We start from the raw sequence: 12,158 nt of genomic DNA on the forward strand, positions 1-12,158 counted from the left end.
TCAACCGTATAGGATTTCGGATGGCCGAAGTTCGTGGCCGAGCCTCTTCCATCCGGTATTCAGCTACCAAAGGGGGCGCACGATGCCCGGTATCAGAAACGGCAGCGACGGCGAGCGGGAACTCCAGGAGCGCTACGGAACCGAGGAACGGGCCGACCGCTTCTATAGCGACCAAGTGCGAGATCGACTCAATACCCACATGATCGATTTCATTCGCCGGATGGATATGGCCTTCATAGCGACCTCCGACAAGCACGGGGAATGCGATTCCAGCTTTCGCGCGGGCAAGCCGGGCTTCCTGCACGTGATCGACGATCACACCGTGGCCTATCCGGAGTATCGCGGCAATGGCGTGATGGCCAGCCTCGGCAATATTCTCGAGAACCCGCACGTCGGCATTCTCATGATCGATTTCGTGCACGACCTGATCGGCCTGCACGTCAATGGCACCGCCCGCATCGTCGACGACGCCCTCATGCGCCGCTGCGTGCCCGACCTGCCCGTCGAACAGCGCGGGCGGATTCCCGAGCGCTGGGTGGTGGTCGATGTGGAGGAGGCCTATATCCACTGCCGCAAGCACATTCCGCACCTGGTCCCGGCGCGGCGCGAGGCGCGGGAATGGGGTACCGACAATGTGCGCGCCAAGGGCGGCGATTACTTCCGGGCCAAGGAGGAGAACAACGCCTTGGTGGAGTCTTGAAACAGGCGCGGCGTGAGCCCGATTACTTGATCTTGAAGATCACGGCCCGCTGCACGATGAAGTTGATCACGGTGGCGGTGCCCTGCGCGACACAGAACGCGAAGAAGATCCGCCACCACGCCTCCGGCAGCGCGTAGTAGCAGAGCTGGTTGATCCCCACCTGCAAAGCGAAGGTCAGCGCGTACAGCGCGATCACCGCGATGAAGCGCTTGCGGCTCGGTTCGGCCTTGAAGGTCCAGCGCCGATTGATCAGATAGGCCGTGGTCGTACCGGCGATGAAGCTGATGGACTTGGCCACCGGCAATGGAAAGCCGACCAGCTTGAAAAGCAGGGTGTACAGGCCGAAGTCCACAATGGCCGACAGGCCGCCGGTGACCGCGAATCGAATGATCTGCGTTTTCAGCTCAACGTCCGTACCGCCCGGTTCATCGACCAGGGGCAGTTCGGGCGGGAGGGGCAGATGGGGTTCCGCGGTCACAGTGCAGAAGAGTAATGCCCGGGACAAAGGACACAAGCCTCGAGACGGTTATCCCTGTAGCCTCTATGCCGATGTCCACGAAAGCTCAGACCACCACCGCGGCCGCCCCGGAGCCCAGCTCCGCAGGCGAGAGCCCGGTCGTCGGCAAAGAAAAAGAGGGCACAGCGGCGCAGGGGGCGTTCGACCTGCCGACGCAGACCCGGCGCCTGCACGGTTGGGGTCGCACCGCGGCCACCACGTCGGAAGTGCTCTCCACCAATGACCCCGAGCTGATCGCCAAGGCGGTCGCCATGGTCGCGGAGGACAACGACGCCAAGCCCGCTCACCTGCGGCGCGGTGTCATCGCCCGCGGCCTGGGCCGCTCCTACGGCGATCACGCGCAGAACGCGGGCGGCCTGGTCGTCGACATGACCGCCCTCGACCGTATTCACCGCATCGACCGGGACTCCCGGCTGGTGGACGTGGACGCGGGCGTGTCCCTGGACCAGCTGATGAAGGCGGCGCTGCCGTTCGGCCTGTGGGTTCCGGTGCTGCCCGGCACCCGGCAGGTGACCGTGGGCGGGGCCATCGGCTCCGACATCCACGGCAAGAACCACCACAGCGCGGGCAGCTTCGGCAATCACGTGCGGTCGCTGGATCTGCTCACCGCCGACGGCAAGGTGCAGACCATCGGGCCGAAGAAGAACGCCAAGCTGTTCTGGGCCACGGTCGGCGGCAACGGCCTGACCGGCATCATCCTGCGGGCGACCATCGAGATGACGCCGACCGAGACGGCGTACTTCATCGCCGACGGCATCAAGACCACCGGTCTGGACGAGACCATCGCGGTCCACAAGGACGGGTCCGAGGCGAACTACACCTACTCCTCCACTTGGTTCGACGCCATCAGCGCGCCGCCGAAGCTGGGGCGCGCCAACGTTTCTCGCGGTCGGCTGGCGAAACTCGATGAGCTGCCCAAGAAGCTGCGCAAAAACCCGCTGAAGTTCGATGCGCCGAATCTGCTGACGGTGCCGGACATCTTCCCGAGCTTCGCGGTCAACAAGTTCACGCTGGGCATGGTCGGCGAGGCGTACTACGCGCTCGGCGGCAACTACACCGGCAAGATCATGAACTTGACGGCGTTCTACCACATGCTCGATGTGGTCTCGGAGTGGAATCGGGCCTATGGCTCCGCCGGTTTCATCCAGTACCAGTTCGTGCTGCCGCCCGAAGCCCTCGATGAATTCACCAAGATCATCGTGGATATCCAGCGGTCGGGTCACTACACCGCGCTCAATGTGCTGAAGTTCTTCGGCCCGGGCAACCCGGCCCCGCTGAGCTTCCCCATGGAGGGCTGGAACATCTGCGTGGACTTCCCGGTCCGCCCGGGTCTCAACGAGTTCGTACGCGAACTGGACCGGCGCGTCCTGGAATTCGGCGGTCGCCTCTACACTGCCAAGGACTCGCGCACCGACGCGGAGACCTTCCACAAGATGTACCCCCGGATCGACGAGTGGATCAAGATCCGCCGAAGTGTCGATCCCACAGGCGTTTTCATGTCCGATATGGCGAGAAGGCTGGAGCTTCAGTGATCAATGCGGTAGGGAACCCGCAATCCATTCTGCTGCTGGGCGGCACCTCGGAGATCGGCTTGGCCATCTGCGCCGAGTACCTGAAGAAGGGTCCCGCGCGCATTGTCCTGGCCGCCCTGCCGGGCGACCCGCTGCGCGAGGACGCCGTGTCGCAGATGAAGGCGGCCGGCGCCTCCGAGGTGCAGGTCATCGACTTCGACGCGCTCGACACCGAAAGCCACCCGGCCGTGATCGACGCCGCCTGGGCCGCCGGTGACGTGGACGTGGCGATCGTCGCGTTCGGCATCGACGGCGACGGCGAGATCTTCTGGCAGGACCAGCGCAAGGCCGTCATGATGGCCGAGATCAACTACACCGCCGCGGTGTCGGTGGGCGTGCTGCTCGGCGAGAAGATGAAGGCGCAGGGCTTCGGCCGGATTCTGGCCATGTCCTCGGTCGCCGGTGAGCGCGTGCGGCGCTTCAACTTCGTCTACGGCTCCACCAAGGCCGGGCTGGACGGCTTCTACCTGGGACTGGGCGAGGCGCTGGCCAAGTTCGGCCCGCGTGTCACCGTCATTCGCCCGGGCATGGTGCGCACCAAGCTCTCCGCGCACGCCAAGGAGAACGGGCTCACGGTCAACAAGGAAGACGTGGCCGTCCTCGCGGTCGCGGCTTCGGAGAAGGGCAAGGAAATCGTCTGGGCCCCGGGCACTTTCCGGTACGTCATGATGATCCTGCGCCACATCCCGCGCCCGATCTTCCGCAAGCTGCCGATCTGAGAACAGCCCAACTCTCGGGAACTCTCAGGGGTAAACCCCTGAAACCCCATAGGCCACTGTCAGCGCCGCCCCTTTCGGAGGGGCGGCGCTGTCGGCTATCCAAGGGACGCGATGATCGTGTCGATCTCGGAGCGTGTTGGGCGCCAGCCTAGTTCGGCGATCGCGCGGGCGGCGTCGGCGATCAGGACCTGCGGCTCGTGCGCGGGTGGATTGTGCACCAACGGGACTCGCCGCCCGGTGGCCCGCTCCACTGCCGCCACCACATCCAGAATGCTTGTCCCCCGCCCGCTTCCGAGGTTGTAGCGGGCGAACCCGCCCGGCGCGGGCAGCTGCTCCACGGCAGCGACGAAACCGGCCGCGGCATCATCGACGTGAAGGTAGTCGCGGACCGCGGAGCCGTCGCCGTTCACGCCCAGCGGCGTCCGGCTCCTCGCCGCGTCGAGCACCCGGGGAATCAGCCGGGTCGGGTCCCGGTCCTCTCCCCCGGCCAGATTCGGCAGGCGCAGGACGATCGCGCCGAGCGCACCGCTGCTCGCCTGAGCTTCGACCACGGCCTCGGCCGCCACCTTGCTGCTCGCATAGGGGTGTGGCGGCGCGACGGGTAGGTCCTCGGTCATGGGCTGCCGATCCGGTGAACCGTAGACCGCGCACGTGGAGGAGAACACCAGCCCTCGCACCCCCGCGTCGGCCATCGCCTCGAGCAATCCGATGGTCCCGCCGGTGTTCACCCGGAAATACCGAAGTGGCTCATCGAAGGATTCGCGGGCCCGGGCCAACCCGGCCAGATGACACACCGCCTCCACACCGGAGACGGCGCGGCGCAGCGCATCGGTGTCGAGCAGATCGGCGGCGCGCGTCTCCCGGGCACCGGGAACATCCGGTGCACCCGGCCGGACTAGGGCGACCGGCTCGTGGCCCGCCCCGGCCAACGCCCGCACCACCGCCCCGCCGAGGTAACCACCCGCCCCGGTGACCAGTACGCGCGCGCTCATCGGCCCGCCCAGCACCGACCGGTGCGCCCCGGTCCCGAGCCGCCCCGGACCGGCTTCCCGCGCGGACCGGGCGTGTGTTGTGTCGACGGTTCGGGCATGCCGCGAGGCTACCGATCGCATTCGCGGCGGTGTCAGCGGCGGTTCGGGCCGCTCGACCGGCGCGGATGAGCCCGGCGAGGTGTTCGGGGGCGGGGTACTGGCTAGGCTGACGCGCGGTCCTGGACACGAATGCGAAGGCAGGGTGCGGATGAGCGAGCGGGCGAGTGGGCGGATCAGGCCGCTGGCGCGGCAGGCCGGCGGGGCGATCGGCGAAGCGGTGCTCGCGGCCGTGGTCGCGGCGGTCGTGGGCGCGGTCGGGCTGAAGGCGTTCGCGACCGTGCACTGGCCCGCGTTCAACTCGTCCAATGTGACCCGCTCGCTGACCACCGTGGGGCAGGTGGTGGCGCTGGCCATGCTGGTGGCGGCGATCGTGCTGCTGCGCCTGCACAAGTGGGGGTGGCTGGCGAAACTGCTGTCGTGGGGCGGGATTTCGGCGTTCGTGACGGTGACGTTGGGGATGCCGCTGGCGGCCACCAAGCTGTACCTGTTCGGGATGTCGGTGGATCAGGAGTTCCGGACGCAGTATCTGACGCGGCTGACCGACAGTGCGCGGCTGCACGATATGAACTACATCGACCTGCCGCCGTTCTATCCGGCGGGCTGGTTCTGGATCGGCGGCCGATTCGCGAGCCTGACCGGGATGGCCGGGTGGGAGGCGTTCAAGCCGTACGCGATCATCGGGCTGGCGGTCGCGGCCGTGGTCGCACTCGTGTTGTGGTCCAACCTGATTCGCGCCGATTGGGCGGTGGCGGTGGCCGCCGCGACCACCGCGGTGACACTGGCCTACGGTTCGCCGGAGGCGTACAGCGCGGTGCTGACCCTGCTGCTGGGCCCCGCACTGCTGTTGGCCTGGGGCGCGTTGCACCGGCCCGCGGAGGACAAGACCGAACCCACGGCCGGGGGTTGGGGCGCGACGCTAGGAGCGGGCCTGTTCCTCGGGTTGGCGGCCACCTTCTACAGCCTGTATTTCGGCGTCGCGGTGTTCGCGGTGTGCCTGATGGCCGTGATCGCGGCCGGGCTCGCGGTGCGCGCCCGGCGGACCTGGCGATCGATCCTGCCGATTCTGGTGCGGCTCATTGGAATCGGCGCGATCGCGGGCTTGCTGGCGCTGACCGTGTGGACGCCGTTCCTGCTGAAATTCATGTCCGGCAAGGCGTCCCTGGGCTCGGGTTCGGCCTTCCACTATCTGCCGGAATCGGGTTCGCGGCTGCCGCTGCCGATGACCGAGTTCAACCTGCTCGGTGTCTTCTGCCTGGCCGGAACGATCTGGCTGGTGCTGCGGGCCGGGAGTTCGCGGCGCGCGCAGGCATTGGGTATCGGAGTGGTCGCGATCTATCTGTGGTGTCTGCTGTCGATGCTGGCGACGGCCGCGGGCACGACGCTGCTGGCGTTTCGGCTCGAGTCCCCGCTGATCGCGCTGCTCGCCGCGGCGGGCGTGTTCGGTTTCGCGGAGGGCGCGCGGGCGGTCTACCAGGCGTTGAACGAGCCGGGGCGGTTCCGGACCGCCGCGGCGGCGGTCGCGCTCGCGGGGGCGATCGGGTTCGGTCAGGGGATTCCGAACGTGCTGGCGGCCGAGATCAATACCGCCTACACCGATACCGACGGCAATGGCGAGCGCGCCGACAAGCGGGCCCCCTCGGCGGTGTCGTACTACCGCGAGGTCGACGCGAAACTGCTGGAGCAGACCGGGCGGCCGCGCGATGCGAGCGTGGTGCTGACCACGGACACCAGCTTCCTGGCCATCTACCCGTACTACGGATTCCAGGCGCTCACTTCGCATTACGCCAACCCGCTGGCCGATTTCGCGGCGCGCACGGCCGAGATCCAGCGCTGGAGCACGCTGAAGACGCCGCAGGAGCTGACCGACGCGTTGCACCACTGCCGCTGGCGGGCTCCGGACGCGTTCCTGTTCCGGCGTTCCGGGGACGACTACAGCCTGCGCCTGTCGCAGGACGTGTATCCCAATGACCCGAATGTGAAGCGGTTCACAGTGACCTTCCCCAAGGCTCTGTTCGATGACGCGCACTACCGGATCACCGATATCGGCCCGTTTACTCTCGTGGTGCGTGTCTAAACCAAGGAACGAGACAAGCATCACTTATCCCCAAAAACCGGTCCGATTCTGTGGATAGAGCCTCGTTCCTGTGGATAACTTCGCGACTTGCCAGTGCAATCTCAGGCGAACCCGGTAGCGTGGGCCGCTGATTGCAAGGCATCAAGGAGTTGACGCGTGGCACAGGGGCGGGTTTCCGACCGGGGGGTTGAAGACGGTGCGGCGGTAGCGGTTCTCGACCGCCCCGTCCCGGAAACGGCTCCTCCCAAGATAAGTCGAGCGCAGCGGGTCGCCCGGCGCATTCGCCTGGCCCGCACCGATCTTCTCGCCGCCACCGGATACCTGGCGCTGGCGGTGCTGGTGCTGTCGGGGCAGTGGCTGCACACCGATCGCGGCTATCTGATCAAGAGCGGCCAGGACCAGACCATGTGGGAGTGGTTCTTCGCCGTCACCGCGCACAATGTGGCGCATCTCGAGAACCCGCTGGGCTCGCTGCTGCAGAACTATCCCGACGGCGTGAACATGATGGCCAATACCGCCATGTTCGGCGTCGGCGTGCCGCTGACTCCCGTCACGCTGCTGTTCGGTCCGACGGTCACCTTCGTCCTGGTGCTCACCCTGGGCCTGTTCGGCACCGCCTTCGCCTGGTACTGGCTGTTCTCGCGCGAGGTGGTGACGTCCCGGCTCGCCGCGGCCGTGGGCGGGCTGTTCTGCGGGTTCGCGCCCGCCATGATCTCGCACGCCAACGCGCACCCGAATTTCGTTGTGTTGGCGCTGCTTCCGCTGATCGCGCTGCAGCTCATCCGCATGGCCCGGCGCGCGGAGGCCGCCAAGCACGTCCGCAGGGCGCGGCGCAATCGCGACGCGGTGGTGCTGGGCCTACTGGTGGCGCTGCAGATCGCGCTCGGCGAGGAGCCGCTGCTGATCTTCGCGCTCTCCTTCGGCCTGTTCGCCGTCGTCTACCACCTGCACACCCCGCGCACCGGTCTGCGCGCCCTGCGCGCGCTCACCCCGACCGTGCTGCTGGGGGCGCTGATCACGGTGGCGCTCACCGAGATTCCGCTGTGGTGGCAGTTCTTCGGCCCGCAGTCCTACCGGTCCATCGATCATGGGACCATGCAGAACGATCTCAAGGCGCTGTTCCAGTTCCCGTCCGAATCGCTGGGCGGGCTGGTCGCGCCCGGACAGAACGTGGCCATCAATCCGACCGAGGAGAACTCGTATTTCGGCTGGCCGCTGTGGATCGTGGTCGCGGTGGCGACCGTGCTCATGTGGCGCGAAAGAGTGGTGCGCGCCGCGGCGGTGGTGATCGTGGTGTTCTCGGTGATGTCACTGGGTTCGACGCTCATGATCGGCAAGCACGACACCGGAATCAGCATGCCGTGGAAGCATTTCGAGAACGTGACGCTGCTGGACACGGTGCTGGAGTCGCGATTCACCATGGCCGCGATTCCGGCCATCGCCCTCGTGCTGGCGCTGGCCACCCAGCGCGCCCTGGACTACTGGAAGGTCTCGGCGACCGATTGGCGGCCGCTGGCCCTGTTCGCCGCGCTGGCCTTCGCCCTGCTGCCGCTCACCCCGACCATCCTGCCGGTGGTGCAGCGCCCGGCCACCCCGGAGTTCTTCACCGACGGCACCGTGCGCCAATACGTTTCGCACGGCTCGGTGGTGGTGGTCCCGCCGCCGACCCCGCCGGACGCCCGCGCGCTGCGCTGGCAGGTCGATTCGGGTTTCGAATTCCCGCTCGCCGGAGGCTATTTCGTCGGGCCGACCGGCGCCTCCAAGAAGGGCCGCTACGGTCCCGACGATCGGCCCACCGCGAGCCTGCTGATGAAGGCGCAGCGGACCAATACGGTGCCGACGGTGGACGACGCCGCCCGTGCCCAGGCGCTGGCGGACCTGCGCTACTGGCGCGCGGATGTCTTGGTGCTGCCACCCACCGACAACACCGACACCCTGCGCCAGACCGTCGACCAGCTGCTCGGTTTCCCCGCGAAACTCGTTGACGGCGTGTGGGTCTGGGACGTGCGCGGGCTGGTGTGAGGGCGCGCGGTCAGCTCACCTTCCGGTAGGTCACGAAGCCGCTCACCGACAGCGCCCGGGTGAGGACGCCATTGCTCAGCACGAGTTCGTGCGTGCCCTGCACCTGGCAGCCACTGCCGCCGGAGGTGAGGGTGCCCGCGCCGAGCGTGATGTCGCCGGTGCTGGGCACCCCCAACAGGCGATAGTCGAAGACGCAGATCACTCGGCCGCCGGTGGAGATGGTCGAGGTCACCAGCGGTTGGTTCAGCTCACCCTGTCGGATGGTCAGGCGGTAGTCGTTGGCATTGGAATCGCTGGATCCGGTCCAGTCGCCGACGAATTCGGACGGCACGCGCCCGGCTGGCGTGCTGGCGGCCGGGGTCGTCGTGGCCGCCGCGGTCGTCGGTATGACCGTCGCGACCGTGGGCACCGCGGCGGACAGCGGCGTGTTGTTGTTCCGCCCATGGCTTTCCAGACTCACCGTCACCCAGATAGCGCTGCCGCCGAGGACCGTGGCGGCCAGCACCGCCAGCATGCCGGTGAGCACGGCTCGACCGGTACCGGGTGCCGTGCGCACGGGATCCGGAGCCCGATGTCGGTGCGGCGCATCGTCTTCGACGGGTCCGGCGGACGCGCCGTAGGAAACGCCGTACGCGGGTTGCGGATCGGTGTAGTAGTGGCCCGGCCCCAGGACCGTCGGATCGGTCCGGGAGGAACGCAAGACGGTCGCGGTGGCCGGTGCGCGCCACGCCCGCAGGGCCGCATCGGTGAAATCGGCGCAGCTGGCGAATCTTTCGTCGGGATGCTTGGCCAGGGCGCGGTCGAAGACCGCGTCGAGACCGCGAGGCAGATCGGGGCGGACCTGGGTCACGTGCAGCGGCGGTGTGCTCGTGTGCGCGTAGATGAGACCCGCCAGATCGTTCGCCAGATACGGCCGCGATCCCGTCAACAGCACGAAAAGCGTGCAGGCCAAGGAGTATTGGTCGGTGCGCGGGTCGAGAAAGCGGCCCGACACCTGCTCCGGTGACGCGAAGGCGAAGGTGGCGGAGATGTCCCCGGTCTTGGTGACATGGGTGGTCTCGTCACGCAGCCGGGCAATGCCGAAGTCGGTCAGCAGGGCCCGTTCCGGACGGCCGTCCTCCGCCGGGGAGAGCAGGATATTGGACGGTTTCACGTCCCGGTGCAGCACGCCCTTGCTGTGCGCGTAGTCCAGGGCCGAGGCGATGCCGTCGCCGATGCGCAGCGCTCGTTCCGGGGACAGGCCCGAAAGCCGGTCCGCGGCCGGGCCGTCCACGTACTGCATGGCGATCCACAGCCGCCCGTCGTCGAGCCCGCGGTCGTAGACGCTGACGATGTTGGGGTGGTCGAAGCGGGCGGTGATATCGGCTTCGCGTTCGAAGCGCCGCCACCCTTCGGCGTCGGCGGTCACCTCGTCGCGATTGAAGACCTTGAGCGCGGCCAGGCGCGGTAGTCGGGGATGGCGTGCGGCGTAGACGGTGCCGGAGCCCCCGGCGCCGATCCAGCGTTCGATGACGTACCCGGCGATCTCTTCGCCCGGCTTCAGATCGGTCATGATCGCGCACCTAGTTACTTCAGTGGAGCCCTCTCGAGCCAGTCGGTCAGGAGGCTGTTCACGGTGTGCCCGGGCCAGCGCAGCACCATGACGAAGCGGGAGCGCGGGTCGCCGTCGGGAAAGCTGACCGCGGCGATGGCGCGATGGGATTCGGTATCGGTGGTGGCGGCCGGGTCGACGGTCGCGCCGGTGGTCACGGTCAACGCGCCCGCCACGTCCTCGTGGTCGACCGCTGTGGTGTGGACCGGGGTGCTGTCGAAGAACAGCTGGGCCACCGATTGCCCGGGGCGGGTGTCGAAGTCGAGCACGTCGAAGTGCACCTGGCCGGTGGTGTCGTCGGCATTGCAGCGCACGCGGTGCGCGCCCTGGGCCGCCTCACCCGGACCGGGATCGCGGGGCTGGCACAGGCCGCCCTGCCAGCCGACCGCGGTGCCGCTGGAGGCGAGCTGGCCGATCAGGCTGGGGAAGGTGCGGGCGATGGCCGCATCCTCGCGGCCCCAGGAGGACACCACCGCGTCGGCATTGGTGTACGTGATCAGGCCGCTCACATCGGTTTTGCGGCTGACCCGACCGTCGGGCAGCAGGGTGAGGGTGGTGGGACCGTTGGCCTTGCAGGCGTTCGCCGGTTCGCGCACCACGATCTCGGAGGTGCCGACAACGAGGCGATCGCCGTCGCCGGGCACCTCGTCGAGGGGCGCGGAGAACTCGCAGTGGAACGGACTGCCGTTGGGGAGCACGCCGTCCACGCGATTGGACAGCACCGGATCGCCGATCTTGGCCTGCTGCACGGTGAGTCGGTAGTTGGTCTGGCCCTCGGTCGCCAGCCAGGTGCCGACGAATCGGTCCGGCACGAGTCCGCCGGTGGGGTGCACGGGCGGCGAATTGCCCTGGTTCAGGGCGAAGCCGACGCCCGCGGCGGTCACCGCGGCCACCGCCACGGGGATGAGGGTGCGGCGGTGCAAGAGGCTCTGCCACAGTCGTTTCCGACCGCGCCCGACCGGCCGGGGCGTGAGTGGCTGCGGGAGCAGGCGCGCCGGGGCGGTGAGCGCCAGGGCCGGGTCGGAGTAGTAGGCCTGGGTGGCGGCGTAGGCGAAATCCGCGCAGTTCTCGAAGCGGTCCGCGGGATCCTTGGCCAGGGCCCGGTCGAACACCGCGTCCATGGCCGCGGGGAGTTCGGGATTCACCTCGCTCACGCGCAGCGGGGGTTCCTGGGTGTGGGCGTGCACCCAGCCCAGCGGATTGTCCGCGCGGAACGGGCGCTGGTCGGTGAGCAGCACGAAAAGCGTGCAGGCCAGGGAGTATTGATCAGATTTCGGGCCGACCGGTTTGCCGCTCACCTGCTCGGGTGATGCGAAAGCGAAGGTGGCGGAGATATTTCCGGTATGGGTGAGTTTGGTGGTCTCGTCGCGCAGCCGGGCAATGCCGAAGTCGGTCAACAGGGCCCGCTCCGGGCGGCCGCTGTCGGGATCGGCGACGAGGATATTGGACGGCTTCACATCCCGGTGCAGGACGTTCTTGCCGTGCGCGTAGTCCAGCGCGGCCGCGATCTCGGTGCCGATGCGCAGCGCCCGGTCGGGCGAAACATGGTGCAGCTCAGCGGCATCCAGGCCGTCCACGAACTGCATGGAGATCCAGAACAGCTCATCGGCCACGCCGCGGTCGTAGACCTGCACGATATTGGGGTGATCGAAGTGGGCCGCGATATCGGCCTCGCGCTCGAAACGCCGCCACACGTCGGCGTCCCCCACGACCTCGTCACGTTTCAAGATCTTCAGGGCCGTAAGCCTGGGTAACCGCGGGTGCCGCGCCGCGTAGACGACGCCCGACCCCCCGGCCCCGATTCGCCGCGCGATCACATACCCGGCGATAACTTCGCCAGGTCGCAGCTCGGTCATACTTCCTCTTGTCTTTC

The 12,158-nt window shown here is 67.8% G+C and carries 9 protein-coding genes; 5 read left to right on the forward strand and 4 right to left on the reverse strand.

Annotation, left to right across the window (positions count from 1 at the left end; translation table 11 throughout):
- Window positions 1–82 precede the first annotated feature (82 nt).
- The gene (locus VMT65_RS22170) at window positions 83–700 is read left to right on the forward strand and encodes a pyridoxamine 5'-phosphate oxidase family protein (protein WP_326310214.1); all 618 of its coding nucleotides are present in this window, start codon (window positions 83–85) and stop codon (window positions 698–700) included.
- A 22-nt stretch (window positions 701–722) separates the two neighbouring features.
- On the opposite strand, the gene VMT65_RS22175 is transcribed toward VMT65_RS22170, so the two are convergent.
- Window positions 723–1,178 (reverse strand): GtrA family protein, encoded by a 456-nt coding sequence (locus tag VMT65_RS22175; protein WP_326310215.1) that lies wholly within the window; start codon window positions 1,176–1,178, stop codon window positions 723–725.
- 71 nt (window positions 1,179–1,249) lie between these two features.
- Between VMT65_RS22175 and VMT65_RS22180 the strand changes: the two genes are divergently transcribed.
- Together VMT65_RS22180 and VMT65_RS22185 are read left to right on the forward strand one after the other, a co-directional pair.
- Window positions 1,250–2,749, forward strand: a complete 1,500-nt coding sequence (locus tag VMT65_RS22180; RefSeq protein WP_442790277.1) for an FAD-binding protein — start codon at window positions 1,250–1,252, stop codon at window positions 2,747–2,749.
- Window positions 2,746–3,507: a decaprenylphospho-beta-D-erythro-pentofuranosid-2-ulose 2-reductase gene (locus VMT65_RS22185; protein ID WP_326310217.1), complete on the forward strand. Its 762-nt coding sequence runs from the start codon at window positions 2,746–2,748 to the stop codon at window positions 3,505–3,507. Before VMT65_RS22180 ends, VMT65_RS22185 begins: the two co-directional genes overlap by 4 nt.
- A gap of 95 nt (window positions 3,508–3,602) precedes the next feature.
- Here the strand turns inward: VMT65_RS22185 and VMT65_RS22190 are convergent, their stop codons facing one another.
- Window positions 3,603–4,499, reverse strand: a complete 897-nt coding sequence (locus VMT65_RS22190; protein WP_326310218.1) for an NAD-dependent epimerase/dehydratase family protein — start codon at window positions 4,497–4,499, stop codon at window positions 3,603–3,605.
- 247 nt (window positions 4,500–4,746) lie between these two features.
- On the opposite strand from VMT65_RS22190, the gene VMT65_RS22195 reads away from it, so the two are divergent.
- Window positions 4,747–6,672, forward strand: coding sequence for a galactan 5-O-arabinofuranosyltransferase (locus tag VMT65_RS22195; protein ID WP_326310219.1), 1,926 nt, complete (start codon window positions 4,747–4,749; stop codon window positions 6,670–6,672).
- Between the two features lie 249 nt (window positions 6,673–6,921).
- A complete protein-coding gene (locus VMT65_RS22200; RefSeq protein ID WP_442790291.1) occupies window positions 6,922–8,694 on the forward strand; it encodes a glycosyl transferase in 1,773 nt (590 codons plus the stop codon).
- Window positions 8,695–8,704: 10 nt separating this feature from the next.
- On the opposite strand, the gene VMT65_RS22205 is transcribed toward VMT65_RS22200, so the two are convergent.
- On the reverse strand, window positions 8,705–10,246 hold the full coding sequence (locus tag VMT65_RS22205; protein ID WP_326310221.1) for a serine/threonine-protein kinase: 1,542 nt from the start codon (window positions 10,244–10,246) through the stop codon (window positions 8,705–8,707).
- A 14-nt stretch (window positions 10,247–10,260) separates the two neighbouring features.
- Window positions 10,261–12,141, reverse strand: coding sequence for a serine/threonine-protein kinase (locus tag VMT65_RS22210; protein ID WP_326310222.1), 1,881 nt, complete (start codon window positions 12,139–12,141; stop codon window positions 10,261–10,263).
- Between the last annotated feature and the right edge of the window lie 17 nt (window positions 12,142–12,158).

It is taken from the genome of Nocardia sp. CDC153, from assembly GCF_035818515.1.
Taxonomy (GTDB): domain Bacteria; phylum Actinomycetota; class Actinomycetes; order Mycobacteriales; family Mycobacteriaceae; genus Nocardia.